Raw genomic sequence first — 25,203 nt, forward strand, 5'->3', positions numbered from 1 at the left:
ATCTCCAAAATCGCCCAGCCGGGGCTCAGTCCAATCGGCCATCTTGCCCGCCGTGCCGCCCGCTGTCGCCATGCGAAAGCATGGGGTGGGTGGCCGGCCGGTCGCCGGCCAGCTTGAATACCCCGACCTCGCGCAGCATGCCGGCCGCCTGTTCCTGCATGCTGGCCGCCGCAGCGGCCGCCTGTTCGACCAGTGCGGCGTTTTGCTGGGTGGCCTCGTCCATCGCGCAGACCGACTGGTTGACCTGCTCGATGCCCACGCTTTGCTCGCTGCTGGCACTGGCGATCTGGCCCATGATATCGGTCACCTGCCGCACCGAGGCGACGATCTTGTGCATGGTGGCGCCGGCCTCGTCGGCCAGCGCGCCGCCGCCATCGATGCGGGTAACCGCCTCGGCGATCAGGCTCTTGATTTCGCGCGCGGCGCCGGACGAGCGCTGCGCCAGGTTGCGCACTTCGGTCGCCACCACCGCGAAACCGCGTCCCTGGTCGCCGGCGCGGGCCGCCTCCACCGCCGCGTTCAGCGCCAGGATATTGGTCTGGAAAGCGATGCCGTCGATGACGCCGACGATGTCGGCCATCTGATGCGAGCTGTGCTTGATGGCCGTCATGGTGGCCACCACCCGCTCGACCGCCTGGCCGCCCTGCTGCGCCACGGCGGCGGCCGACCGCGCCAGCTGGTTGGCATGCTGTGCGTGGTCGGCGTTTTGCCGCACCGTGGCGGTCAGCTGCTCCATGACGGCGGCGGTCTGCTCCAGCGAGCTGGCCTGGGCCTCGGTGCGCGCCGACAGGTCCAGATTGCCGGCGGCGATTTCACGCGCGGCCACGGAGATGGTTTCGGTGCCGCTGCGCACCCGTCCCACCGTCGCCCGCAGGCTGTCGTTCATGCGCTCCAGCGCCAGCAGCAGCTGGCCCGGTTCGTCGTCGTGGCCGGTGGCGATATGGCTGGCCAGGTCGCCCGAGGCGACCACCTGCGCCACCCGCACCGCGTCGCGCAGCGGTCCGGTAATGCTGCGCACGATCAGCACGGCGGCGACGGTGCCAGCCACGATGGACAAGGCCAGGATCGCCAGCATCAGCAGTGTGGCCGAGGCGATCCGGGTGGCCGATTCGGCCTCGCTGGCGGCGGCGCGCTCGCTGCTGAGCCGCACCACGCGCGTGATCGCCGCCAGATGCTGGCCATAGGCCTGCTTCATGCGCTGCATGGCCGCCGTTGCGGCGGCATGGTCCTGCGCCTGCACGGCCGGCGCCAGTTGCGTGAAGGCGATGGTGTACAAGCGTTGCGCCGGGGCGTCGGCCTGCTTGAGCAGGGCCTCGGCCACCTCGCCGTCGAGCTGCTGCGCCTGCCAGTAGCCGCGGCGGCTGTCGTAGCCGCGCTTGAGCGCCTCGAGGCGGGCCAGCAGCGCGTCCCGCTCGGCGCCGTCGACCGCGGCCATCAGTTGAAAGCTGACCAGATACGATTCCAGGATGTACACGGGCGGCGGCAGCACGTCGGCGATCAAGTCCTTATCCTGCATGATGCGCTGGTACAGGGGACCGCTGACTTTGAGTTCGTCCAGGGTCTTGAACGACCACAGGCCGTAGACCGCCATGCCGGTCAGGAAAATGGCGACCAGGATCGCCAGACGGCGCGACAGTTTGAGCTTACGCAATAAATCCATTGTTCTCTTCTGGTGGGTGGTGGCAAGTGCGGAGCGCTTTGCTGCGCCGAGACATTACGGCGCCGCCCGCAAGCGGTCACCATGCTAAAGAGTGGGCCGCGTCAGAATTGCGCGACACCATCCTTTGGCATGGTGCGCGGCGACGCCGCCCCCGCTACGATGCGGGCGCACAACCTCATCGCCGCCATCATGACGCTCCTCGCCTTCCTTCTCCGCCTGCCGCTGCTTGCCTGCCTGCCCGCCCTGGCTGGCGCCACAGCGCCGCTGGAGCTGCAAATCGTGCAGCGCCCGCCCTACCTGGAGGTGCTGCCGGGTGGCGCCATGGACGGCATCGCCGTCCGGCCCGCGCTGGCGGCCTTCAGGAAGGCAGGGATCGAGGTGACGTTGAGGGAAGTGCCGGCACTGCGCCAGTTGCAGCGCCTGAAGTCCAACCAGGAACGGGTCTGCTCGGTCGGCTGGTACAAGACCCGCGAGCGCCTGCAGTTCGCCAAGTACAGCGCGGCGCTGTCGCAGGACACGCCGTGGGCAGCCTTCACCAACCTGCCGGCCGCGCCGGTCGGCGAGACCACCGTGCGCGCCATGCTGGCCAACGAACAGCTGACCGTGCTGCTCAAGGTCGGCTTCGTCTATGGCGACTATCTGGACCAGGAACTGAGCACCATGCGTGCGCAGGGCAAGCTAACCCATGCGGACATGCCGCAGGTATTCAGAATGATCGAGGTCGGGCGCGCCCAGCTGACCTTCGCGCCGATCGAGGAAATCCAGCACTATCTGAAGCACTACTCGACCAGCACCGGCGCGTCGCAAATCATCACCTTCGCCGAAATGCCCGCCGGCTACAAGCGCTACCTGATGTGCAGCAAACTGGTCGAGGACAGCCTGCTTGCCCGCTTCAATGCGGCGCTGGCGCGCCTGCCCGCTAAGGCGGAACGGACTCGCTGAGCAGGCCGGCCTGGCGCGCCAGGTTGGCCGCCTGCAGCCGGTTGGCGACGCCCAGCTTGGCGAAGATCTGGGCCAGGTGCCATTTCACGGTATTGATCGACAAGCCCAGGTTGAGCGCGACCTGACGGTTGCTCTGTCCTTGCGCCACCAGCTTGAGCAGGCCGCGCTCGGCCGCGGTCAGCGCCGCCGCCGGCGGCCGGCCGGTCTGCGGCGCGGCGGCGGCCAGCACGGCGGACAGGTGCGCCCTGGCGGCGGCGCTGAGCAGTTGCGGCGCCTGGCCCTGCAATTTCCTCAGCAGGTCCAGCAGCGCATCGCCCTCGTCCAGGAAAGTGCGAAACAGGCCGGACTGCGCGCCCTGTTCCAGCGCCCGCACCAGCTGCGCCAGCGCCGCGCCCGACTGGCCGCTGCGCTCCAGCGCCAGCGCCAGCAGCGTCCGCAGTTTGGCCGCGCGCCAATAGCGCCCCATCGCCAGCGCCTGGTCCAGCAAGCGCGGCAACAGCAGCAAGGCTTGCTCCTGCTGTCCGCTGGCGATCGCCAGCCGCGCCTGCGCAATGCCGGCGCCATCGACTTCCTGGCTGCTGAAGATCCAGGGCGAAGGCGCCACGGCGTCGGCATGCATCTGCGCGGCATAGCCGGCAATGGCCGGCCGCTGGTCCAGCACCACCACCAGCCGCGACAACTCGTTTTCCAGCGCGCTGCGCACCTGCGGCGGCGCATGCCGGCGGGCCTTCATGATTTCGCTCTCCAGCCAGCGCTTGGCGCTCGGCAGGCCGCCCTGCAAGGCCGTCAGGCGCGCCTGCGCCACCAGCAGCGAACTGCTGGTATCCCAGGGCAGGACGATGCCGGCCATGCCACGCGCCAATTTCACCTGGCCGGCAAGGTCGTCGATGCGATTGCGTTCATACAACAGCAACACCAGCAAGCCGCCGCCGAAGGTATACATCAAGGCCGGCGGGATGGTGGCGCCGTGCTGTTGGTGCAGCTGCTCGAGCATGCCCAGGTGTTCCAGCGCCGTATCGAGCCGTCCCTGCATGGCATCCAGATAGGCTTGCAGGAAAATCACCACCGACATGGTGGTCGCGCTGCCCGAGTCGCTGCAAATGCGACGGGCCTCGATCAGCATTTGCACCGCCTGCGACAGCGCGCCCTGCACCAGATAGGAATACGCCATGCTGGTGGCCAGCACGCCGCGCTCGTACGGATGGGCCTGCTGCTGCGCAGGCCAATAGCGCTCGGCCAGGCCGACGCTGCTGGCCACGTCGCCCGCCAGGAAGGCTTGCACCGGTTCGAAGGCGCGCAGGCCGTCGCCGTAGGCCGGATCGCTGCCCGGCGTGGCGGCTTGCTGGCGAAAATAGTCCATCCAGCGCTGCGCCTCGCCGCGCTGCGGCGAATACGTCAGCCCGACCAGCAGGCAGCGGCTGATGCGCGGCCGCTGGCGCAGCAAGGCCTCCGGCAACTGCGCGCAATAGCGCAGCAGGCTGGGGAACTGGCCGCGCGCGCGCAGCAATTCGGCCAGCGATTCCAGCACGTCGGCCGCGCGCTCCAGTTCGCCGGCCTTGATGTAACAATCGTAGGCCTCCAGGCTGCGCTCATGGCCGGCCAGCCAGACCGCCGCGCGCGTATAGATGCTTGCGGCGCCGCCGCGGGGCGGCTGGTGGTGGCGCACGATGTGGCCGGAAAACAAAGGGTGATAACGGAACCAGTGTGCGCCGATCGGCTGGATCGGCAAGCCGGACAAGCGGATGCGCGCGATCAGCCGGGCGCTGTCGTCGCTGCCGCGCACGGCGTCGGCCAGTTCCACGCAGAAAGACTGCAGCGGCGCGGTGGAAATCAGGAAAGCCTGCACGTCGTCGGGCTGGGCCCGCAGCACTTCCTCCGCCAGGTATTCGCTGAGGTCGTTCAAGCCATGCAGGTCGGGCAAGCCCTGGGCGATGCTGCCCTGTATCCGTTTCCAGGCCAGCACCAGCAGCTCGATCGCCGCCGGCCAGCCCTCGGTGACCTGGTGCAGCCAGCGCACTTCCTCGTCGGCCAGGAACAGGTCGGCCTGGCGCAGATAGGCCTCGGTCTCGGTCTCGTCGAAGCGCAGGTTCTCCAAGTTCATTTCCAGCAGAAGGTGCTTGGCCTTCAGGTTGGCGACGCTGACCTGATGCAGGCTGCGGCTGCCGAGATAGACTTGCAGGGGTGCCGGCAATACTTCGCCTATCACGGACAGCAACAGCCGGATCGCCGTTTCGTCCAGCCGTTCGACGTCATCCAGGAACAAATGGGTGATGTGGGTCGTCCGCAGCACGCTCTGCTCGTCGCCGTCCAGCAAGGCCGCGCGCAGGCTCAAGAGCAGGCGCGCGGGATCGCGGTCGGCGCTGTCGAACGTCAGCCAGGCGACCCGGGCGCCCTGCTCCGCCAGCCTCGAATGAAACAGCCGCAGCATCGAGGTCTTGCCATAGCCGGCCGGCGCGCGCAGCAGCAGGATGCGGTGCCGCCGCGCCGCCTCCAGCCCGGCCATGACCTCCGCGCGCGGCATCAGGCGACAGGCAGTCGCCGGCGGCATTAATTTCTGTTCAACAAAATCAAGCACCTGCGGCTCTCGTGCTCAAAGTGCGCGCAGCGCAAGCGTACTGGTCATGCATTCCCAACCCTCCCCGATCGTTAAGCAGCATGGCGCGGGCAATGCCGGCTGACTGAAGACTAACACCGTGACGGTCGGGAGTCACCATGCCAAAGGATGGCTATTAAATAATAAACAGTTCCAAAAAGAAATTATTCCAGCGGCGCTTATATGAAGTGGCCGGCGCCGGGCAATCGCCGTGTGTATTCCACAACTGTTGTATTTAAGCCATTTTTTTCGAAACCTGGGCGCGGAACTGCGTTTCAACAATGATTTCAATATAGTATCTTGCATCACTGAACAAAATTACAAGTTCCCAGTCCTCCGGGGCGCCAGAAATCTATCGTTGCAGCCATATCCGATGACAAAACTTTACAGCCACTACGAGAGTCTCAACGTCACCCGCGACGCCCCCCCGGAAGTCATCCGCGCGGCCTACCGTTCGCTATCCCAGAAGCATCACCCGGATAAAAATAGCGGGAACCAGCATGCCGAGCAAATGATGGCGCGCTTGAACGCCGCCTACAGCGTGTTGTCGGACGCGGATCAACGGGAACTGTACGATCTGCACATCCTGAGCGAGCAGCGTGCCCGTGAGATGCATTACGGCTTTCAAAGCACCGTCGATCTGGGCGATCCCACCGTTGTCTATACGCCGTTTGACATGGACGAGTCGGACCGGGCCCGCCGCCCGGCGGCGGCCCCGTCGGATCGCAAGCCGGGGAAAAGCCCGTCGGCCTGGTTTGCCTTCATCCGCAGGCACGCGCAAGGGCGCAGCGTACGCAATACCGGTCTGCTGCTCGGTTTCCTGTGCCTGGCCGTCGTCGTCATCTTATGGTTCGTCTGGAAAGAAAATCGATCGATGATGCGCCTTGAACAGGCCGCCATGTTTGCCCCCCCTCCTGAATCATCGGCTCCGGCCATGGATAACGGCGCCAAGACCAAGCCTGCCGGTGTTGGCGCCATGCAGGTGTCGGGTCCGTCCGGCCCGGGCGCGAACGCAGTCGAGACGTCGAAGCCAGCCGCAGCGCCGAAAGCGCCGCCGGCGCCTGGCCCCGCCGCTAGCAAGGCGTCCGAATATGAGCGCCTGACCGCCATGTTAAAGAGCATGGGTCTGGGCCTGCACAAGCTGGACCTGCCTAACCAGGCGTCCAACGCCAAGCAAGCGCCGGCGCCGTCGAAAGCAGCCGAACCGGTCAAGACGGCCGAGGCGCCCAAGGCAAGTTCCGCACCGCCACCGCCGCCGGTACTGGCGGCCAAACCCGCCGCAGCGCCTGAGGCAGTGCGGGAGGCCGAGCCTGCGCGCAGCGATGCCAGGGCGGTGGCCGACGCCAGCCGGACCAGCGCGCCGCCAGCGGCCAGCACCAATGCGGCCAGCGCCAGCCGCGCCGCGCCGCGCACCGCCGTCATCGTCGATGCACGAGCTTGCGTCCCGCCCAAATATCCGACCAATTCCTACCTGAGCGGCGAAAGCGGCTCCGTCCTACTGGCGCTGCTGGTGGGCAATGACGGCCGGGTGATCGAATCGAAGGTGCAGAAGTCCAGCGGCTTCCCCGACCTCGACAAGGCGGCGCGCAAGGCGCTCTCGCAGTGCAAGTTCAAACCGGCCGGCAGCGACGGCCAGGGCGAACCGGTCTGGGCCACGATGACCTATGTGTGGACGCTGGACTGACCGCCAGGCGCTGATGCCGCATCACGGCATCAGCCGCTCGTCCGTTTGCCGCGCGCGAGCCAGCGTATCCGGATAGCTACTGTCATAATGCTACAAATAACTATTGTTGGCATCTGGACGATACATGAAATTCGGCATTTTCGCGGTGACTTTCGCCCTCAGCGCCGGTGGCGCGGCGGCCTGCGACCAGGTGCGTATCGGCTATCTTGACCAGGAAAGGCCGCCATACTGGCTGGGAAGCGGAACCGCCGTGCCGGCCAAGCCCGGCGCGTCGGCGGAACTGGTGCAGCGCTTCGCCGCCAGCGCCGGCTGTCAGGCGGACTTGAAACGCTTGCCGGTGATGCGCATCAAGCCGGCCCTGATCGCCGGCGAAATAGAGTTCGCCCCGATGGACTCCAGCGCCGCGGACACCGCCGGCATCGTCTTCCCGCTCGACCAAAACCACCAGCCGGACATTGCGCGCGCGCTCACACTGAACATCGTCGTGTTCGTCCGCAGCGCCGACCGCATACCGCCGGCCACCGAGCCGGCCAGGTATTTCCAGAACCGCCCGCTGGGCATTACGCTGGGATCGAGCTACCAGGCGCGCATGCAGGGCCTGGGCCTGAAGGTCGACAGCGGCGCGGTCGATATCGCGCGCAATTTCGAGAAGCTCAAGCTCAAAAGAATCGACGGCTTCGCGGTCTCCGTCACCTCGCCGAACGACATGGACGCCTACATCGCCCAAAAATACCAGGGCGCCATCGTCCGGCTGTCGCAGCCGATTTTTTCCGACCACGTCTGGCTGGCCACCAGCAGCGGCTACTACGCCGCCCATGCCGCCCAGGTGGAGAAAATGTGGACCTGGCTGGGCTCCACCGGCGTGCGGGAATTTTCCGCCTTGCTCAAGGAGTATTCGGAACCGCCGCCGTCCAAATAAGTCCGTCACACATCAATCGGAGGGCGGGGCCCCACTCTCCGACAGTTATGCGGCAGGCTTACGCCACCGAGCGCGCTTTGCGGCGCGCCATCCAGCCGACCAGTCCCATGCCGCCGAGCAGCATGCCGTAAGTCGACGGCTCCGGCACGGCGGCGATCGTCACGTTGTCGATCGCGATGTCAAAGTTGGTGTAGCCGTACATATAGCCGGGCTGCAAGGTCGTGAACACCACCTCGTCGACACTGGCCAGCACGCTGGCGAAGGTGCGGCCGGCCGGCAGCGTCGGCCCGTGCGCGTCGGGGCCGCCGTAGCCGCCCCATCCGGCAGGCAGCGCCATCGCGTTCGTGTCACCGATAGTCACCGACAGATGCTGCCAGCCCTTGGTCGAGTCGATACTGCCGAGGTTGTAGAACACGCTGGTGTAGGGCAAGCCGGCAGGCGGGTTGTCGTAGTCGCGCAGCTCGACGATCACGTTGCGCGACACCTCGCGGTTGAAGAAGTAAATCTGCTGCGCCGAGATGTCCAGGCCCAAGGTCACGCCCGACAGCTTGGTGTAGTCGCCGAGGAAGGCCTGGTTGCTGCTGGTGCGCCAGTCCACGCCAAAGTTCTCCATCACGGTGCGCAGCGCAGGCGCGCCGTGGCCCATGCCGGTGTCGATGCCGGAACCGCCGTTGCCGTCGAGGGGCTGCATGCCCGACCAGCCTTCCAGTCCCTTGGAGAAGTCGACCGTCGCGGAATGCGGCACGGCCAGCGCGGAACCGCCGGCCAGCGACAGCAGCAAGGCCATCATTGCTTTATTCAAAGTCATGGTTTTTCCTTTACACACAGGTTAGAGGGATACCGCTAACACCACACCGCCCTTTCGACCACGCGCGGTAGCACGTTGCCAAGGTTGAAAACGCCTAAAAATTGGCGTTTTTGTAAGCCGGTGTGAGGCCGATTCTGTGATCGGCGAACCCGTCTGTCAAAGACAACACGACACTAAATTGTAAGGAAAATGTAACCAAGTTTCTCAATGGGCAAGCGCTATTCCTGCCGGAAACTTGTAACCGACAGTTAGCAGAAGGGCGAAAGAACGCCGCTCTCCTATGAGGAAATAATTTAAACATCAAGGAAATTTGACCGCCCGGAAAGGAACAAACGCCGTCGCCCGCGACCGTCAGGGGCGACGGAAAAATGTTTGTTTTTTGCTACAACGGCCAACGCCGTCAGACCGGACCGCGTAGCGCCACGGCATGGCGCTGGTGGCCGGCGATCTTGAAAACGCTCACCGCTTCGGCCAGGCTCAGCGCCTGCTGCTGCATCGCCTCGGCGGCGGCGGCGGCCTCTTCCACCAGCGCGGCGTTCTGCTGGGTCACGCTGTCCATCTGGGCGATGGCGATGTTGACCTGGTCGATGCCTTCGTTCTGCGTGCCGCTGGCGACGGCGATCTCGCTGATGATGGTGCTCACGCTGCGCACGCTGGCCACCACATCGTCCATGGTGCTGCCGGCCTGCCCGACCAGCCGGCTGCCGGTTTCGACCTTGGCGACCGAATCGCTGATGAGCTCCTTGATTTCCTTGGCCGCCGCCGCCGAACGCTGGGCCAGGTTGCGCACCTCCGACGCCACCACCGCGAAACCCCGCCCCTGCTCGCCGGCGCGCGCCGCCTCGACCGCCGCGTTGAGCGCCAGGATGTTGGTCTGGAACGCGATGCCATCGATCACGCCGATGATGTCGACGATCTTCTTCGACGACTCGTTGATCGAGCCCATGGTGTCGATCACCTGCGCCACCGCCTCGCCGCCGCGCACCGCCACCTGCGAGGCGTTGCCGGCCAAGGTGCTGGCCTGGTTGGCGTTCTCGCCGTTCTGCTTGACAGTGGCGGTCAGCTGCCCCATCGACGCGGCGGTCTCGCTCAGCGAGCTGGCCTGTTCCTCGGTGCGCGCCGACAGGTCGAGGTTGCCGCTGGCGATTTCCTGCGAGGCGTTGGCGATCGCCTCGGTGCCGGCCCGCACCTTGCTGACGATGCCGGCCAGGCTGTCCTGCATGTGCTTGAGTGCATCGAGCAAAGTGCCGATTTCATCCGTGCTGGAGACTTCGATCTCCGCGCTCAGATCGCCGCTGGCCACGGTCTGGGCGATGGCGATGGCGGCGTTCAGCGGCGTCGTGATGCTGCGCGCCAGCCAGGCCACGGCCAGCCCGCCGACCACCAGCGTAGTGGCCACCACGCCGAACAATATGATGGCCGAGCGGCGCTGGGCCGTCTCGCGCTCCTCCGCCATGCCGGCCAGCAGGCGGTGCGATTCACCCTCGATGAACAGCACGATGTCGTCGATCTTCTTGGTCGGCGCCCGGTCGATGCTGCGCACCGATGCATCGACGGCGCGCGCGCTGTCGGGCGAGTCGGGCTGGTACGGCGCCAGCGCCTGCAAGAACTTGCCGCTCATTTCCTGATGCGCGTGCAAGGTGTCGTCCACCAGCGCGGTAGCGACGCCGACCTTGGCCATCAATTCCTTGGCCTTGCCCAGCTCGGAGTCGGTCAGCGCGGCGGACTTCTTGAACGCAGCGGTGTACTTCTCCGCCTCGGCGCCGCGCATCAGGATGTTCTTGAAGGCCTGGACCTGGTTCTTGAATTCCACCTGCGCGCTGCGGGTGGTGTCGATGGCGTCGCTGAGGATGCTGGCGCGCTCCAGCGCGGCGGCGCTGCGGGCGTTGCCGGACGCGATGGCGCTCCAGCCGCCCACGCCCACCGCGACCAGCGCGACAAAGACGAAGCCACCCAGTAAGCCCAGCCGCACCGCAATCCTGAGATTCGCCAGATTCATAGGGAGCTCCTTCATTGTTGAGCTGTCCATGATGCTCCGACGCATGTGAAATGCCAAGTTGCACTAGTTGTATGCTAGCAACGCCTCACACCAGCTTCAGCTGGTTGATGAACCAGCGCCCGGCCGGCCCCGGCGGATGGTCGCGCATGTGGATGGCGTGCATCGAAAACCCCGGCCCCAGCGGCGCGTGCGCCTCCAGCGCGATGCACACCAGCTTGCCGGTGCGCAGGTCATCCTCGACCATGTGCAGCGGCATGTAACCCCAGCCCAGGCCGGCGCGCAGGAAGGCATGCTTGGCGCCGAGGTCGGCCAGCCGCCAGGTCTGCGCCGCCACCACACCGAAGTTGCGGCCGGCGGTCAGCGTCGAGCGGTCGGTCAACACCAGCTGCACGTGCTGCGCGGCCTCCACCTGTGGGATCTGGCCCGGCGCGGCCGCCAGCGGATGGCAGGGCGCCGCCACGCACACCGCCTTCACGCTGAGCAGGAATTCCGACGCGCAACCGGGAGGAATCTCCGGCAGCGAGCCGATGATCGCCAGCCGGCAACTGCCGGCGATCAAGGGCTGCACCACCGCCCCCAGCGCTTCCACGTACAGCCGCAGCGGCGTGCTGGGAAAAGCCGCCTTGAACGCCTGCACCGCCGCCGTCAGCGTGGCGATCGGGAACATCACGTCGACCGCCACCGCCAGTTCCGGCTCCAACCCCTCGGCCAGCGTGCGCGCCTTGGCCTTGAACGCATCCATGCCGCCGACCGCGGCGCGCGCCTGTTCCAGCAAGGCCCTGCCCGCCTCCGTCAGCTGCGGGTAACGGCCGGTGCGCTCGAACAGAGAAAAGCCCACCTGCTGCTCCAGGTTGGCCAGCGTGGTGCTGACCACCGACTGCGCCCGGCGCAGCTTGCGGCCGGCGGCCGAGAAACTTCCTTCGTCAGCGGCGGCGATAAAGGTGCGCAGCTGGTCCAACGACATGGCGTCAAGCATGTATCTACTCCTTGGATACTATCCATCCAATTATATAGGCTATTCAGATGGATAGCGCCGACCTAAGATGCTCTCCATGCACTGCAACCAACAAGGAGCAAGCAAATGAACCGCAACATCGCATTCCGCACCCAAGGCAACACCCGAGGCCCCATCACCCGCCTGGCCAGTCCCGGCGACGTGGGCCAGCTGATCAAGCCCTTCGTCTTCCTCGACCGCTTCCGCATGGAAGCGGGCCGCGGCGGCAAGATGGGCATGCATCCGCATTCCGGCATCGCCACCACCACCGTGATCCTGGAAGGCGCGATGGCCTACCGCGAAACCACCGGCAGCGAAGGCGTGCTGCACACCGGCGGCGTCGAGTGGATGAGCGCAGGCAACGGCGTCTGGCACGACGGCGGGCCCGCCGAAAACGTGCCGGTGCACGGCTTCCAGTTGTGGCTGGCGCTGCCGCCGGAAGATGAAAACGGCCCGGCGCACAGCCAGTACCTGGCGGCGGAGCATGTGGCCGGCAGCGGCCCGGCGCGGGTGATCCTCGGCCGCTACGGCGACGCCGTCAGCCGCATTCAGCCGCGTGCATCGCTGACCTACCTGCACGTGAAGCTGCGTGACGGCGAACGCTGGAGCTACCAGCCACCCGCCGGCCATGACGTGGCCTGGGTCGCGCTGGCGGACGGTGGGCTGCGGGTGGGCGAGGCCGTGATCGGCCGCGAGCTGGCGGTGTTCGAGGAAGGTGGCCTGGCCATCGACTTCGTCGCCGAAGGCGAGACGGAATTCGTGCTCGGCTCGGCGGTCAAGCATCCGCACGAACTGGTCACGGGCTATTACTCGGTACACACCAGCGAGGCCGCACTGGCGCAGGGCGAAACAGAAATCGAACGCATCGGCAGCCAACTGCGTTCGGCTAATTTGATGTAATCAAACTCATAGCAAAGGAACGATCATGAACAACACTAACACCTCCGTCATTCCAGCAGTCGGCCGCGTGCTGATGGCCACCATCTTCGTCATGAGCGGCATCGGCAAGCTGGCCGCCCCGGCCGCAACGATGGGCTATATCGCCTCATCCGGGCTGCCGCTGCCGATGCTGGCCTTGGTGGTGGCGATCGCCGTCGAACTGGGCGGCGGCCTGCTGCTGGCGCTCGGCATCCAGACCCGCCTGGTCGCGGCGGGACTGGCGGCGTTTTCCATCGTCACCGGGCTGGCCTTCCACCACGCGGTGGGCGACCAGAACCAGATGATCCACCTGCTGAAAAACATCGCGATGGCAGGCGGCCTGCTGCAAGTGGTGGCCTTTGGCGCCGGCGCCTACAGCTTCGACAACCGCCGCGCCGTCAGCGGCGGCCGTCAACCGGCGTAGCATGCACGTTGAGCACTCATCGAGCGCAGCGCCTGCCGCTAGCGCGCGCCGATAAACAGTTTTTGCAGATCGCCGTAAGGCATCGCTTTCTCCACCAACGGACCGGCGCTGCCGGTGGCCAGGAAGTCCCTGGCCATGTCGGCGGCTACCGCCCACAAGGCTTGCGAAATGCCGGAGCCGGCGCTCAGGCGGCGCACGCCCAGCTGGTGCAGCGCGTCGGCGGACGGCACGCCGGGCCAGTCCATCACATTGACCGGCAAGCCGGTGCCGGCCACCACCGCCTTGATCTCGTCCACCTTGCAGATGCCCGGCACGAACAGGCCGTCGGCGCCGGCCTCCTTGTAGAGCGCGGCGCGCTTCAGCACTTCGGCCACGCGTTCGCCTTCGGGCGCCAGGCCTTTCAGGTAGATGTCGGTGCGGGTGTTGATGAAGATGTCCTTGCCCGACTGCGCCGCCAGCTTTTTGATCGCGCTGATTTTCGCGGCCAGCAATTGCGGCGCGTCGTTGCCGTCTTCCAGGTTGATGCCGGCCACGCCGACATCGATCAAGCGCAGTACCGTTTGCGCGACCGCGTTGGCATCGTCCGAATAGCCGTTTTCCAAATCCACCGACAAGGGCACCGTCAACACGCGCGCGATGTTGGCGGCGACGTTGACCGCCACGTCGACCGGCATGTTGTTGCTATCGGCATAGCCGGCGGCCCAGGCCACGCCGGCGCTGGTGGTGGCGATGGCCGGCGCGCCCAGGCTTTCGAACAGTCTTGCGCTGCCGGCGTCCCAGGCGTTCGGCAGGTGCAGCAGTTTGCTTCCGTCGTGCAGTTTCTTGAAATCGCTCATGCTATCTCCGTGTTTAGAAAAGGCTGGCTTGCGCCGTGGTCAGGTTGGTAAAACTGTCGTGCATCGGCAGCAGGATCGAATCGGCGATCGGCTGCAGCTGCTTGGTCAGGTAATGCTCGTAGTCGATATTCGAGCGCATCACCTCGGTCGGTTCGGGTCCGCTGGTGGTCATCACATAGCTGATCCAGCCGCCGTTCTGGTAGCGCAGCGGGCGATGCTGCGCCTGATTGTACTCGTCGGCCAGACGCGCGGCGCGCACTTGCGGCGGCACGTTGACCTTGTATTCGTCCAGCCGCTGGCGCAGGCGCTTGCGGTACACCAGCAGCTCGTCGTAGTCGCCGGACATGGTCTTGCGCGCGTAGTCGCGCACGAATTCCTGGTAGGGCTCGTCCTTGAAGATGCGCTTGAACAGGCCTTGCTGGAACTGCTGCGCCAGCGGCGTCCAGTCGCTGCGCGCCACCTCCAGGCCGCGATAGATGACCTCCTCTTCGCCCTTGGCGTTGATGGTCAGGCCGGCGTAGCGCTTCTTGCTGCCCATTTCCGTGCCGCGGATGGTCGGCATGAAGAACTTTTGATAGTGCGTGTCGAACTCGATTTCGAGGTGGCATTCGAGGCCGTGCTTTTCCATCAGCATGGTGCGCCACCAGCTGTTGATCTTGCCGGCCAGGCCTTCACCGATGGCCAACGCCTCGCTGTTCGCGTACTCCTTTTTCAGCCAAATGAAGATGGAATCGGTGTCGCCGTAGATGACGTCGTAGCCTTCCGCCTCGACCAGTTCGCGGGTCTGTTTCATCATCTGGTGGCCGCGCAGCGTGACCGAGGAGACCAGGCGCGGATTGAAGAAACGGCATTCGGTCGCACCCAGCACGCCGCAGAAGGAATTCATCAGCAGCTTCAACGCCTGCGACAGCGGCTCGTTCCTGGCGCGCTTGGCGGCGTCGCGTTGCTTCCAGATTTGCGTGGTGATCTCGGGCAGGCAGTGGCGCGTGCGCGAGAACACGGTGCCGTTGACGCCCTCCACCACGGTCGACTGGTCGGCCGCGTTTTCGCCTTCGACCAGGCCGACCGGATCGACCAGGAAGGTGCGGATGATGGACGGATACAGGCTTTTGTAATCGAGCACCACGACCGAGTCGTACAGGCCGGGCTTGGAGTCCATGACGAAGCCGCCCGGCGAAGCACCGCCGGAGACGTCGCCGACGCTGGGCGCGACGTAACCTTCGCGATGCATGCGCGGCAGGTAGTGGTGGCCGAAGGCGGCGATCGATCCGCCCAGGTGGTCGGCCTGCAAGCCGGTCACCGTGGCGCGCTCGATCATGAAGGCCAGCAGGTTGGCCTTGTCGAAGATGCGCGTGACCAGCTCGCAGTCCTTCAGGTTGTAGTGGGCCAGCGCCGGCTTGTCGTCGTGGAAGCGGCGTTCGATCTCGGCCATCTTGTCGTAGACGTCGCCGATGTCCTTGCCCTCGCCCAGCATGGCTTGCGACACGTTCTCCAGGCTGAAGGACGGGAAGGTCCACGACGCCGCCTTCAGCGCGTCGATGCCGTCAAGGACGATGCGGCCGACCACCGGCGCGAACATATAACCCTGCTTGCCGGGATGCTCGCGCCACTCGATGGTCTTGCCTTCGCGGCCCAGCGCCAGCGGGATCTTGTGCTTGTCGGCGTTCTTTTGCAGCACGCGCAGGTCGAACTGCACCACGTTCCAGCCGACCAGCACATCGGGGTCGTGGCGCACGAACCAGGCGTTGAGCTTCTCGATCAGCTGGCGCGGCGTGGCGCAGTATTCCAGGTCGAAGTCGATCTGCTGCGTCGACTCTTGCGGCGCGCCCAGCATATAGACCTGGCGCTGGCCGCAGCCTTCCAGCGCGATCGAATACAAATCCTCGAAGGCGCTGGTTTCGATGTCGAGAGATACCATCTTCAGCTTGGGGCGGTAGTCCGGCGCGGGCTTGAGCTTGCAGTTGTGGATGACCGCAGCGCCCTCCGCGTGGCCGCCCTCGAACTGCACGGCGGCGGTGATGAAGCGCTCCATCAGAAAGCGCTCGGGCGGGCGGATATCGGCCTCCAGCATCTTGATGCCGTGCTCGCGCAAGGTGCGCTCCAGCGCGGTCAGCTGCTTGTAGCGGGAGGCGTAGATGCCGACGACCGGCTCCTGCTGGAAGGTTTTCAACGCCAGCTCGCGCAGCTCGATGCCGGACTTGACGTCGATCAGCGCCTCGATGGCCGAACGCTGCCTGGCCTCGGCGAAAGCCACCGAGGTTTGTGCGGTGAGGCGGATTTTTTTCGGGCCGTCGTCGGTCGCCAGCCAGAATTCGATCTCCGTCCCATTAGCCGCGTCTCGCCAGTGGCGAGTCAGGATAAAGCCATGTTGGGCGGTATGCGTCATGCCACAATTATACTGTATGCGCATACAGCCCGCATACTGGGGTCAAGTCTGACATTCGGACACGGCCTCTGCCGTAGCGGCCGCTACGGCAGAGGCCGTGTCCGAATGTCAGACTTGACCCCAGGGTTAGCCTGCCTTGTAGCGCGCCAGCTCCATCTTGCCGATCTGGCTGCGGTGCACTTCGTCCGGACCGTCGGCCAGCCGCAGCGAACGCGCGCCGGCGTAGGCCGAGGCGAGGAAAGGATCGGCCATGCCGCCGCCGCCCTGCACCTGAATCGCCCAGTCGATCACCTTGCACGCCATCGCCGGCGCCGCCACCTTGATCATGGCGATCTCCTTGGCCGCCACCTTGTTGCCCACCGTGTCCATCATGTGGGCGGCGTTGAGCACCAGCAGGCGCGCCTGGTCGATCATGATGCGCGATTCGGCGATGCGCTCCAGCGTCACGCCCTGCTCCGCCACCGGTTTGCCGAAAGCGACGCGGCTCAAGCTGCGCCGGCACATCTGCTCCAGCGCGCGCTCGGCCAGGCCGATCAAACGCATGCAGTGGTGGATGCGGCCAGGCCCGAGCCGCCCCTGGGCGATTTCGAAGCCGCGGCCCTCGCCCAGCAGCAGGTTGGAGGCCGGCACGCGCACGTTGTCGAACACGATTTCGGCGTGGCCGTGCGGCGCGTCGTCGAAGCCGAACACCGGCAGATGGCGCAGCACGTTCACGCCCGGCGTATCGCGCGGCACCAGTATCATCGACTGCTGCACGTGGCGGTTGGGATTATCCGGATCGCTCTTGCCCATGAAGATGAAGACCTTGCAGCGCGGGTCGTTGCCGCCGGAGGACCACCACTTGCGGCCATTGATCACGTACTCGTCGCCGGAACGCACGATGGAGCTGGCGATGTTGGTGGCGTCGGACGAGGCGACGTCCGGCTCGGTCATGCCGAAGCAGGAGCGGATGCGGCCATCGAGCAGGGGATCGAGCCACTCGCGCTGCTGCGCCTCGGTGCCGTAGCGGGTCAGCACTTCCATGTTGCCGGTGTCCGGCGCCGAGCAGTTGAACACTTCCGGCGCCCACACGGCGCGGCCCATGATCTCGCACAGCGGCGCGTATTCCAGGTTGCTCAAACCGGCGCCGTGCTGGGAATCGGGCAGGAACAGGTTCCACAAGCCGGCCGCGCGCGCCTTGAGCTTGAGTTCTTCCATCACCACGGTCGGCACCCAGGCGTCGCCGGCGGCGCGGTTGGCGTCGATCTCGGCGTGGAAGCGCGCTTCGTTCGGATAGATATGCTGGTCCATGAAGGCCGTCAGCCGGGCCTGGAGTTGCTTTACTTTCGGGCTGTAGTCGAAGTCCATGATGCTGTCCTTATCGGTAGGTGACGGCGCCGGGTTGCCCCAGCCATTCCAGATGCGAGTAGTTGTTCAGGTAACTGAGGGTGAACTGGCCGGGACGTTGCAGCAGCTTGGTGACGGCGCAATTGGCCAACGTCCAACTGAGCTCCATCACCTGATAGTCCTGCAAGCCAAGCAGGTGCTGCATCAGCGTGGCGATCACGCCGCCGGAGGTGAACACGATGGTGGTCTGCTTGCTGCTCTCGGTATCGAGCCGTTCCAGCGCGCCCACGCAGCGGCGGCGGAATTCCGGCCAGGTCTCGGAGTAGTCGTCGTCGTGCCAGCCGCTCATCCAGCGCTGCATGGCGGCGCGGAACAGATGCTCCAGCGCGCGCTGCGGCTCCTCGTGCTGCGCCAGCATCTGCTGGAAGGCGGCGGCGTCGTCGACCTCCGGGCAGTGGCGCCGCAGCACTTCGAGGTGGTCGAATTCGGCGAAGCCCGGATCGGTGATCCAGTCGGTATCGGCCAGTTGCGCTTTCGGCAGCTCGGCCAGGCAAGTGTCGGCGGTCTGGCGATGACGCGTCATGCCACCCACCACCACGCGCTGGAAGGACTGGCGGCCGTTGGCATACCACTGCCCCAGCAAGCGCGCCTGCTCGTAGCCGAGCGTCGACAGCTGGTCGTAATTGGCGTTGCCGAACGAAGCCTGCCCGTGGCGCACCAGATAAATTTGTCCCATTTTCTTCCAGCTCCAGATCAAAACAGGCACCAGCTTAACGTCCGGCCTATAATTCATCAAATGAATAGTTTTAATTGAGCCGAATAAATTTCATGCATATATCCAAGGTCGATCTCAACCTGTTCATCGTCTTCGAGGCGATCTACGCGGAAGGCAGCATCACCCGCGCCAGCCTGAAGATGAACCTGACCCAGCCCGCCATCAGCCACGCGCTGAACCGGCTGCGCCAGCTGTTCGACGATCCGCTGTTCGAGCGCCAGGGCCACGTGATGGTGCCGACGCCGCTGGCCCGCTCCATCATAGACCCGGTGCGGCAATCGCTGCGCGGATTTGAAGTGACGCTGAACGGCGCCGAGCGCTTCGACGCCGCGACCAGCGAGCGCACCTTCTCGCTGGCGCTGCGCGATGTGCTGGAAGCGAGCGTGCTGCCGCCGCTGATGGCGCGCGTGGCCGACGATGCGCCGACGGCGGGCCTGAACACCTTGCAGGTGGGCCGGCGCGAACTGGAAAGCGAACTGGCGGCCGGCAGCCTGGATGCCGCGATCGACATCCTGCTGCCGCTGTCGAACGACATCCGCCGCACGCTGCTGGCGACCGACCAGACGGTGGTGCTGGTGCGGCGCGATCATCCGCTGGTGAGCGGCGCGCTCGATCTGGACGGATATTTGAAACTGGAGCACATCCAGACCAGCTCACGCCGGCGCGGGCCGGGGCTGGAGGACTTTGAACTGAGCCGCATGGGATTGCAGCGGCGCGTGCGGCTGCGCTGCCAGCACTACTTCGCCGCCTGCCGCGTGGTCAGCCAGACCGACCTCGCGCTGACGATGCCAGAACGCCTGGCGCGGGTGGTCAACCAGCAGTTCGGCAACCAGATCCTGCCCTTCCCCTTGACCATGCCGTCGCTGGACATTTACCTGTACTGGCACACCAACATCGACACCGATCCAGCCAGCATATGGCTGCGCGGGCAAATCCAGCAGGCCATGCAGGCGGCGGGCTAGCAGCCGGCGCTGGCGCCGGAGGCCAGCGTGCGGATGGCTTTGGAGATATCGGCGGCGATGCGCGTGACGGCGCGGCGGTGGCCGGCCACCAGCGCATCATAGCCGCCGCCGACCGCCTCGTTGGCGACGCTGCGGCAGGTCAGCACCTTGACGCCGCCCACCAGGCGCACGCTCCACACCGCATCGATCAGCGCATACTGCCCGGGCGCCGATTCAAAGCGCTGCACGTTGGTGCTGATGCGGTAGACCGGCGCGCCGTCCGCCGTCGGCGTGCGGAACACGTCCACCGTTCCCAGCTCGCCGGTGATCGCCAGTGACAGCGCCTGGCCGAGCTCCGAGGCCGGCATCGCCGACCAGCGCTCATGCTCCAGCAAATCGATGCGCCCCGCCTCCGTGCTGACCACCAGTTGATAGCGCGCCACCTGCTGCGGCACCGTCACCGCCGGCAGCTCGATGTAGTAACCCGCAGGCTTGGCGGCCGGCGCCGGCACGCCGATGCCGTTACTCAGGCTGTAGAAGTGCTCGGGCGGCGCGGCGGCGCAGCCGGCCAGCAGCACCGCGGCCGCCATGGCCAGCGCGGTTGTATAGCGCATCATTTGGGTTCTCCCTTGGTGTCCTGCTTGTTGGTCTTCCCGCGCAGCAGCGACTCGGGATGGCGCTCCAGGTAATCAGACAGCGCGTTCAGCGATTGCAGCGTTTGCGTCAGCTGCTGCAAGGCTTCGCGCAGGTCGGACTGCACCGGCGAGTCCTTTTGCAGCAGCTGGTTGGCTTCGCCGAAGGTCTTGCGGGCCGCGCCCAGCGTGTCCTTCATCTCCGGCACCACCTGCGCGTCGATCTGCTTGAGCAGCACGTTGGCGCTCTTGAGCGTATCGCGCAGGTTGTTGCCGATCTCGCCGAACGGCACCTGATCGAGCTTGCGCGCGATGCTGGCGATCTGCGTTTGCAGCTCGTCCAGGCTGTTGGGCACCGTCGGCACCTCCAGCGGATACTGCGCCACATCCAGATTCACCTTAGTCGCGTTCGGGAAGAAGTCCAGCGCCACATACAGCTGGCCGGTCAGCAGGTTCCCGGTGCGCAGCTGGCCGCGCAGGCCACGCGCCACCATGCGCTCCAACACCACCGGACCGGCGTTGCGATCCTGGTCGCTGGAGACGGACTGCTGGAAGCTGCGGCCCAGGCGCGCCGGGTACATGTCCACCGTCACCGGCATGCGGAAGCTCTTCTTCACCGGATCGAACTCTACGCCGACCGAGCGCACCTCGCCCAGCACGATGCCGCGGAAGTCCACCGGCGCGCTCGGCGACAGGCCGCGCAGCGACTGGTCGAAGTACAGCACCGTGGTGATCGGCACGCCATCCGGCTCGCGCAAGGCGTTGGCCTGGTCGGAGGCCAGCGGGAAATCGGTGCCGGGAGCCGCCTGCTGGTCCGGCTTCTGGCCGCTCATGCTTTCGAAGGCGATGCCGCCCACCAGCAACGCCGCCAGCGACTGCGTGTTGACCTTGAAGCCGTTCGAATCGAGCCGTACATCGACGCCGCTGGCATGCCACCAGCGCGTGTTCTTGCCGACGTACTGGTCGTAAGGCGCGCTGACGAACACCGTCATTTTCACGCCGCGCCCCTTCTCGTCCAGGTCGAAGCCGATCACCTGCCCCACCTGGATGCGGCGGTAGAAGATCGGCGAACCGACGTCGATGGAGCCGAGGCTCTCGCCATGCAAGGAGAATTTGCTGCCCTTGTCGTCGCCGGCCACCTGCGGCGGTTTTTCCAGTCCGGTGAACTCCTCCTTGACCTCCTCCGACTTGCCGGCGTCGACGCCGATATAGGCGCCCGACAGCAAGGTGCTCAGACCGGAAACGCCGCTCGCGCCCACACGCGGCCGCACCACCCAGAACCGGGTATCGGCGGCCGTGAAGCGCTTGGCTTCCTTGCTCATGTCGATCAGCACCAGCACCTTGGACAAATCCCGCGACAGCGTAATCGAGCGCACCAGGCCGATATCCACGTCCTTGTATTTGACCTTGGTCTTGCCTGGCTCCAGGCCGTCCGCGCTGCGGAAGCTCACCGTCACCGTCGGCCCCTGGTCCAGCACCGACTTGGCCACCAGCGCCAGGCCGATCAAGGCGGCCAGCAAGGGGATCAGCCACACCAGCGAAGGCAGCCAGCGATTGGCCTTCTCCACTCTTGGCTCGGGCAGCGGCGGCGCGCCGCTTTCGTTTTCAGGCATGGTTCTCTCCATTTGAATCTATTGGGTCCCAGATCAGCCGCGGGTCGAACTGCATCGACGCGATCATCGTCAGCACCACCACCGCGCAAAACGCCAGCGCGCCGGGACCGGCGGTGATCACGGCCAGCGACTGGAAGCGCACCAGCGCCACCGTCAGGGTAATCACAAAAATATCGAGCATCGACCAGCGGCCGACAAACTCCACGATCCGGTACAACACCGTGCGCTGCAAGGGCCGCCAGCGCGAACGGCGCTGCGCCGTCAGCGCCAGCAGCGACAGCGCCGCCAGCTTCAGCACCGGCACCACGATGCTGGCGATGAAGATGATCGCCGCCAGCGCCGGCGAGCCGCTGGTCCAGAAGTAGACCACGCCGCTGATGATGGTGTCGTCTTCCTTGCCGAACAGCGAGTGCGTGTACATCACCGGCAGCAGGTTGGCGGGGATGTAGAGAATGGTGGCCGCCAGCAGGAAGGCCCAGGTGCGGCCCACGCTGTCGGGACGGCGCCGGTGCAGCACGGCGCCGCAACGCGCGCAATGCTGGTGCGCGGCCGGCTGGTGCTGCGCCACCAGGCCGCAGCTGTGGCAAGCGGCCAGCCGCGTGTGCGGCGTGTAGCGGAACTCCGCCTGCGCCGGACGGCGCGGCCCCGGCAAGTGCTCGCCGATATTCCACAGCATCTGCGGATCGAACGACGTAACGATCGCCAGCATCAACGTCAGCGCGCCAAAGGCGAACAGGCCCGGTTGCACCACCACATGCGCCAGGCTGGTCATCTTGACGATGGTGATCAGGATGCCGATCATCAGCACCTCCGTCATGCCCCAGCGCCGCGCCGCGCCAACCGCGCGCAGCAGATGGTCGAAGCCGCGCGGCCGCACGCGGTTGTGCAGCGCCAGCGTCACATACAGCAGCGCGCCCAGTTCGACCGCCGGCAACAGCGTCGTGAACAGGAACACGAGCACCGCCACCATTTGCATATGCTCCGTCCACAGCACGCGTATCGCGCCAAACAAGGTGGCGCTGGACGAGTAGCCGCCCACTTCCAGTTCGACGATGGGGCAAAATTGGGCGATCAGGAAGGTGAAGATGGCGCCCAAGGTGATGGCCGCCATGCGGTTGACGTCCGAGTGGCTGCCGCGATAGAGGATGGAACGGCAGCGCACGCAGCGCGCTTTCTCGCGCGGCAGCACCGGGCGCCGCTTGTGCAGTAAGCCACAATCGTGACAGCTGATCAAATCATATCGGTGCACTGGCTGGCCGTTTGTTCAATAATGGCCCTATGATACGACAATCGATACCATTAATCCGCTAAAATCGCGCCCCCAATGCATCGGTAACGAAGGTAACCATGTTCCGCAACCAGTCCAAGATCCTGATCGCAGCAACGCTGGTCGTTGCAGGCTACGCGCATGCGCAGACAGGGAAGGAACTGGTGTTCGGCACCTCCCACGAAGAGACCTCGCCGCTGTTCCTGTACGCCAGCGCCTACCTTCAGCAGCTGTGCACCACCAGCGGGCAACGCTGTGCGCTGCAAAGCCTGCCCGGCCGACGCGCCGAGGCGATGCTCGCCGCCGGCAGTATCGCCGGCGAGGTAGGCCGGGTCAAAGGCTACATTCAGAAGCACCCGGACTATGTGCGGCTCGACGAACCGTTCATCGTCTCGCGCACGCGCATCTTCACCCGCACCGACAAGGACATCACCAGCTGGGAATCGCTGGCGAAGAACGTCAAGACCGTCAGCTACAAACGCGGCATCTATCTGTACCAGCAGCGGCTGGAGGCGCTGCAGCCGGCGATCCAGCCGCACGACGTGCAGAGCGAAGCGGCTTGCTTGCAAATGGTGCTGGCGGTGCGCGACGACGCCTGCGTGTTCGACGAAGGCGGCATCAGCGCCGAGGCGAGGCCGCTGCTGGCGCAGGGGCATAGCAGCGCCTCGGTGGAGGACCTGCCGCTGTACATCTACCTGGGGAAGGACAACGCGGCGCTGGCGCCGGCATTGTCCGACGCCGCCAGGCGCATGGCTGCGCGCGGCCTGCCGGCGCAGCTGCACCACAAGTTCTACGAGACCAAATAGGCTTACTTGATGCTGGTGTTGAGTTCCTGGAAGTGGGCCGTCTTGCCCAGCGACTGCCAGGTGGCCAGCAGATTGGCCGGCGGCGCAATCAGCTTGCGCGCCGCCAGATCGAGCCAGCCGCCGGTGCTGGTCACGCGCGCGGCCAGCTTGCCGTCGGCGCGGATGATGTCGGTGCTGAGCGACCAGCGGCTGCCGTCTTCGGACAGGCCTGCCACGCCCAGCGTGACGGTGATCTCTTCCAGCAGCATGACCTCCTTGAAGTAGGCGATTTCGTCCTTCATCACCACCGGGCCGATTTTCAGGCGCATGAATTCGCTCATCGGGAAGCCGTTCTCGGACAGGAACAGCATGCGCACATCGCCGGCCTTGTCCAGGAAGGTTGTATTGCGCATATGGCTGTTGAAGTCCATATCGCCCCAGCCGGCCATCATCTTTTTCTCAAACATCTTACTCTCCAAGGAAATCCAATAGCGTGCATGCTACCACCTTGGTCGCCTTGCGCAGGTCTTCCAGCAGCAGCCGCTCATCCGCCTTCTTGGCGTTGGACTCGGGCACGGAGCGCGGGCCGGCGCCGTACAGCACCGCCGGGATGCCCTGCTCGCCGTACAGGCGGGCGTCCGCATACAGCGGCGTGCCTTGCGCGGGGATCGTCTCGCCGATGAAGGTTTGCGCGTTCTGCTGCAGGCTGGCCACCAGCTTCTCGGTGCCCGGCTGCTCGCGCAGCGCGTGCGACAACAGCAGGCGCTTGATCTCGACGCGGATGCCGGGCTGGCCTTCCACCGCTTTCTCGATCAGCGCGCGCACCTGCGCTTCCACCACCACCGGATCTTCTTCCGGAATCATGCGGCGGTCCATCTTCAGCACGACTTTTCCCGGCACCACGTTGGTGTTGGTGCCGCCGTCGATGCGGCCCACCAGCATGGTCGGCGAGTCGATGCCGGGGATTTTCGATTTGACCTTCTTCAGTTCCGGCAGCTGGTCGTAGATCGCGTTCAGGATGCGGGTTGCCGCTTGCAGCGCATCGTGGCCGGTCTCCGGCATCGCGCCGTGGCCGGACTTGCCGTGCACCGTGATCTCCAGTTGCAGGCAGGCGTTGTGCGCGGTGACGATGTTGTAGCTGAAGCCCGCCGCGATGACGAAGTCCGGCTTGGTCAGCTTCTGCTCCAGCAGCCAGCCGGGTCCCAGCAGGCCGCCGAATTCCTCGTCATACGTGAAATGCAGTTCCAGGCCGCCCTTGAGCGGCACGCCCAGCGCCTCCAGCGCGCGCGTGGCGAAGATGTAGGTGGCGAAGTCGCACTTGGAGACCGCTGCGGCGCGGCCGTAGATGTAGCCGTTTTCCACCACGCCGCCATACGGCGGATAGGTCCAGTTGTCCCCCGGCGGCACCACGTCGCCATGGGCGTTGAGCGCCACGGTCGGACCGCCGGCCTGGTACGGGCGGCGCACGATCAGGTTGGTGATGGTCTCCATGCCGTAGTCCTGCACCACCTGCGCCGGCACCGCGTGCTTCTCGACGGTCCAGCCGTAGGCCTTGACCAGGTCGGCCACCATGTCCGCATGCGGCGCGTTGTTGCCGGGTGGGGTATCGGTCGGCACGCGCAGCAGCTGCTGCAATACCCCCACCTCTTCATCGAAGTGCGCGTCGATCCATAGTGCCAGTTGTTCCTTGTTCGTCGTCAT

21 protein-coding genes are annotated in these 25,203 nt (G+C 65.6%); 7 read left to right on the top strand and 14 right to left on the bottom strand.

Features of this window, described 5'->3' with window-relative positions:
- Positions 1-25: 25 nt before the first annotated feature.
- Positions 26-1,660, bottom strand: a complete 1,635-nt coding sequence (locus KVP70_RS14565) for a methyl-accepting chemotaxis protein (RefSeq protein ID WP_217942951.1) — start codon at positions 1,658-1,660, stop codon at positions 26-28.
- Positions 1,661-1,741: 81 nt separating this feature from the next.
- On the opposite strand from KVP70_RS14565, the gene KVP70_RS14570 reads away from it, so the two are divergent.
- Complete coding sequence (locus tag KVP70_RS14570) at positions 1,742-2,602, top strand: transporter substrate-binding domain-containing protein (protein ID WP_217942952.1); 861 nt, start codon at positions 1,742-1,744, stop codon at positions 2,600-2,602.
- Here the strand turns inward: KVP70_RS14570 and KVP70_RS14575 are convergent.
- Complete coding sequence (locus KVP70_RS14575; protein ID WP_217942953.1) at positions 2,580-5,150, bottom strand: winged helix-turn-helix domain-containing protein; 2,571 nt, start codon at positions 5,148-5,150, stop codon at positions 2,580-2,582. The genes KVP70_RS14570 and KVP70_RS14575 overlap by 23 nt on opposite strands.
- Positions 5,151-5,568: 418 nt before the next feature.
- Between KVP70_RS14575 and KVP70_RS14580 the strand changes: the two genes are divergently transcribed.
- Together KVP70_RS14580 and KVP70_RS14585 are read left to right on the top strand one after the other, a co-directional pair.
- Positions 5,569-6,879 carry a TonB family protein gene (locus tag KVP70_RS14580; protein ID WP_217942954.1) on the top strand — a complete coding sequence of 437 codons (1,311 nt, stop codon included), beginning with the start codon at positions 5,569-5,571 and terminating at the stop codon, positions 6,877-6,879.
- A 124-nt stretch (positions 6,880-7,003) separates the two neighbouring features.
- Positions 7,004-7,798 carry a transporter substrate-binding domain-containing protein gene (locus KVP70_RS14585; protein WP_217942955.1) on the top strand — a complete coding sequence of 265 codons (795 nt, stop codon included), beginning with the start codon at positions 7,004-7,006 and terminating at the stop codon, positions 7,796-7,798.
- Positions 7,799-7,856: 58 nt separating this feature from the next.
- Here the strand turns inward: KVP70_RS14585 and KVP70_RS14590 are convergent, their stop codons facing one another.
- From KVP70_RS14590 to KVP70_RS14600, 3 genes are all read right to left on the bottom strand, one after another.
- On the bottom strand, positions 7,857-8,606 hold the full coding sequence (locus KVP70_RS14590) for a PEP-CTERM sorting domain-containing protein (RefSeq protein ID WP_217942956.1): 750 nt from the start codon (positions 8,604-8,606) through the stop codon (positions 7,857-7,859).
- Between the two features lie 400 nt (positions 8,607-9,006).
- Positions 9,007-10,605 carry a methyl-accepting chemotaxis protein gene (locus tag KVP70_RS14595; protein WP_217942957.1) on the bottom strand — a complete coding sequence of 533 codons (1,599 nt, stop codon included), beginning with the start codon at positions 10,603-10,605 and terminating at the stop codon, positions 9,007-9,009.
- Positions 10,606-10,690: 85 nt separating this feature from the next.
- Positions 10,691-11,581 carry a LysR family transcriptional regulator gene (locus KVP70_RS14600; RefSeq protein WP_217942958.1) on the bottom strand — a complete coding sequence of 297 codons (891 nt, stop codon included), beginning with the start codon at positions 11,579-11,581 and terminating at the stop codon, positions 10,691-10,693.
- Positions 11,582-11,686: 105 nt separating this feature from the next.
- Between KVP70_RS14600 and KVP70_RS14605 the strand changes: the two genes are divergently transcribed.
- Entirely contained in the window at positions 11,687-12,499 is an 813-nt protein-coding gene (locus KVP70_RS14605) for a pirin family protein (protein WP_217942959.1), read from the top strand.
- Between the two features lie 25 nt (positions 12,500-12,524).
- On the top strand, positions 12,525-12,941 hold the full coding sequence (locus KVP70_RS14610; protein ID WP_217942960.1) for a DoxX family protein: 417 nt from the start codon (positions 12,525-12,527) through the stop codon (positions 12,939-12,941).
- Positions 12,942-12,979: 38 nt separating this feature from the next.
- Here KVP70_RS14610 and KVP70_RS14615 read toward each other — a convergent pair whose 3' ends face one another.
- The 4 genes from KVP70_RS14615 to KVP70_RS14630 all read right to left on the bottom strand — a co-directional run bounded on the left by KVP70_RS14615 (position 12,980) and on the right by KVP70_RS14630 (position 18,225).
- Positions 12,980-13,777 (bottom strand): isocitrate lyase/PEP mutase family protein, encoded by a 798-nt coding sequence (locus KVP70_RS14615; protein WP_217942961.1) that lies wholly within the window; start codon positions 13,775-13,777, stop codon positions 12,980-12,982.
- A gap of 13 nt (positions 13,778-13,790) precedes the next feature.
- Positions 13,791-16,163, bottom strand: a complete 2,373-nt coding sequence (locus tag KVP70_RS14620; RefSeq protein WP_217942962.1) for a DNA polymerase II — start codon at positions 16,161-16,163, stop codon at positions 13,791-13,793.
- A gap of 126 nt (positions 16,164-16,289) precedes the next feature.
- Positions 16,290-17,510: an acyl-CoA dehydrogenase family protein gene (locus KVP70_RS14625; protein WP_217942963.1), complete on the bottom strand. Its 1,221-nt coding sequence runs from the start codon at positions 17,508-17,510 to the stop codon at positions 16,290-16,292.
- Between the two features lie 10 nt (positions 17,511-17,520).
- On the bottom strand, positions 17,521-18,225 hold the full coding sequence (locus KVP70_RS14630) for a histidine phosphatase family protein (RefSeq protein ID WP_217942964.1): 705 nt from the start codon (positions 18,223-18,225) through the stop codon (positions 17,521-17,523).
- A 92-nt stretch (positions 18,226-18,317) separates the two neighbouring features.
- Here KVP70_RS14630 and KVP70_RS14635 point away from each other — a divergent pair, with 92 nt between their 5' ends.
- Entirely contained in the window at positions 18,318-19,226 is a 909-nt protein-coding gene (locus KVP70_RS14635) for a LysR family transcriptional regulator (protein WP_217942965.1), read from the top strand.
- Here the strand turns inward: KVP70_RS14635 and KVP70_RS14640 are convergent.
- The 3 genes from KVP70_RS14640 to KVP70_RS14650 are packed head-to-tail and all read right to left on the bottom strand — an operon-like array spanning position 19,223 to position 22,699.
- Positions 19,223-19,822 (bottom strand): PqiC family protein, encoded by a 600-nt coding sequence (locus KVP70_RS14640; RefSeq protein ID WP_217942966.1) that lies wholly within the window; start codon positions 19,820-19,822, stop codon positions 19,223-19,225. The two genes, KVP70_RS14635 and KVP70_RS14640, sit on opposite strands and share 4 nt — an antisense overlap.
- The gene (locus KVP70_RS14645) at positions 19,819-21,450 is read right to left on the bottom strand and encodes a PqiB family protein (RefSeq protein ID WP_217942967.1); all 1,632 of its coding nucleotides are present in this window, start codon (positions 21,448-21,450) and stop codon (positions 19,819-19,821) included. Before KVP70_RS14645 ends, KVP70_RS14640 begins: the two co-directional genes overlap by 4 nt.
- Positions 21,443-22,699, bottom strand: coding sequence for a paraquat-inducible protein A (locus tag KVP70_RS14650; RefSeq protein WP_217942968.1), 1,257 nt, complete (start codon positions 22,697-22,699; stop codon positions 21,443-21,445). Before KVP70_RS14650 ends, KVP70_RS14645 begins: the two co-directional genes overlap by 8 nt.
- A gap of 98 nt (positions 22,700-22,797) precedes the next feature.
- Here KVP70_RS14650 and KVP70_RS14655 point away from each other — a divergent pair, with 98 nt between their 5' ends.
- Positions 22,798-23,523, top strand: a complete 726-nt coding sequence (locus tag KVP70_RS14655) for a substrate-binding periplasmic protein (protein WP_217942969.1) — start codon at positions 22,798-22,800, stop codon at positions 23,521-23,523.
- Positions 23,524-23,525: 2 nt separating this feature from the next.
- Here the strand turns inward: KVP70_RS14655 and KVP70_RS14660 are convergent, their stop codons facing one another.
- Both KVP70_RS14660 and KVP70_RS14665 read right to left on the bottom strand, forming a co-directional pair.
- On the bottom strand, positions 23,526-23,969 hold the full coding sequence (locus KVP70_RS14660; RefSeq protein ID WP_217942970.1) for a thioesterase family protein: 444 nt from the start codon (positions 23,967-23,969) through the stop codon (positions 23,526-23,528).
- A gap of 1 nt (position 23,970) precedes the next feature.
- Positions 23,971-25,203: a M20/M25/M40 family metallo-hydrolase gene (locus tag KVP70_RS14665; RefSeq protein WP_217942971.1), complete on the bottom strand. Its 1,233-nt coding sequence runs from the start codon at positions 25,201-25,203 to the stop codon at positions 23,971-23,973.

This window comes from Duganella violaceipulchra (genome assembly GCF_019166075.1).
GTDB lineage: Bacteria > Pseudomonadota > Gammaproteobacteria > Burkholderiales > Burkholderiaceae_D > Rugamonas > Rugamonas violaceipulchra.

Bases quoted from the DNA above. Each gene is read 5' to 3' on its own strand.
- KVP70_RS14565 (WP_217942951.1), bottom strand. From the start codon at position 1,660: ATGGATTTATTGCGTAAGCTCAAACTGTCGCGCCGTCTGGCGATCCTG.
- KVP70_RS14570 (WP_217942952.1), top strand. From the start codon at position 1,742: ATGCTAAAGAGTGGGCCGCGTCAGAATTGCGCGACACCATCCTTTGGC.
- KVP70_RS14575 (WP_217942953.1), bottom strand. From the start codon at position 5,150: ATGCCGCCGGCGACTGCCTGTCGCCTGATGCCGCGCGCGGAGGTCATG.
- KVP70_RS14580 (WP_217942954.1), top strand. From the start codon at position 5,569: ATGACAAAACTTTACAGCCACTACGAGAGTCTCAACGTCACCCGCGAC.
- KVP70_RS14585 (WP_217942955.1), top strand. From the start codon at position 7,004: ATGAAATTCGGCATTTTCGCGGTGACTTTCGCCCTCAGCGCCGGTGGC.
- KVP70_RS14590 (WP_217942956.1), bottom strand. From the start codon at position 8,606: ATGACTTTGAATAAAGCAATGATGGCCTTGCTGCTGTCGCTGGCCGGC.
- KVP70_RS14595 (WP_217942957.1), bottom strand. From the start codon at position 10,605: ATGAATCTGGCGAATCTCAGGATTGCGGTGCGGCTGGGCTTACTGGGT.
- KVP70_RS14600 (WP_217942958.1), bottom strand. From the start codon at position 11,581: ATGCTTGACGCCATGTCGTTGGACCAGCTGCGCACCTTTATCGCCGCC.
- KVP70_RS14605 (WP_217942959.1), top strand. From the start codon at position 11,687: ATGAACCGCAACATCGCATTCCGCACCCAAGGCAACACCCGAGGCCCC.
- KVP70_RS14610 (WP_217942960.1), top strand. From the start codon at position 12,525: ATGAACAACACTAACACCTCCGTCATTCCAGCAGTCGGCCGCGTGCTG.
- KVP70_RS14615 (WP_217942961.1), bottom strand. From the start codon at position 13,777: ATGAGCGATTTCAAGAAACTGCACGACGGAAGCAAACTGCTGCACCTG.
- KVP70_RS14620 (WP_217942962.1), bottom strand. From the start codon at position 16,163: ATGACGCATACCGCCCAACATGGCTTTATCCTGACTCGCCACTGGCGA.
- KVP70_RS14625 (WP_217942963.1), bottom strand. From the start codon at position 17,510: ATGGACTTCGACTACAGCCCGAAAGTAAAGCAACTCCAGGCCCGGCTG.
- KVP70_RS14630 (WP_217942964.1), bottom strand. From the start codon at position 18,225: ATGGGACAAATTTATCTGGTGCGCCACGGGCAGGCTTCGTTCGGCAAC.
- KVP70_RS14635 (WP_217942965.1), top strand. From the start codon at position 18,318: ATGCATATATCCAAGGTCGATCTCAACCTGTTCATCGTCTTCGAGGCG.
- KVP70_RS14640 (WP_217942966.1), bottom strand. From the start codon at position 19,822: ATGATGCGCTATACAACCGCGCTGGCCATGGCGGCCGCGGTGCTGCTG.
- KVP70_RS14645 (WP_217942967.1), bottom strand. From the start codon at position 21,450: ATGCCTGAAAACGAAAGCGGCGCGCCGCCGCTGCCCGAGCCAAGAGTG.
- KVP70_RS14655 (WP_217942969.1), top strand. From the start codon at position 22,798: ATGTTCCGCAACCAGTCCAAGATCCTGATCGCAGCAACGCTGGTCGTT.
- KVP70_RS14660 (WP_217942970.1), bottom strand. From the start codon at position 23,969: ATGTTTGAGAAAAAGATGATGGCCGGCTGGGGCGATATGGACTTCAAC.
- KVP70_RS14665 (WP_217942971.1), bottom strand. From the start codon at position 25,203: ATGACGACGAACAAGGAACAACTGGCACTATGGATCGACGCGCACTTC.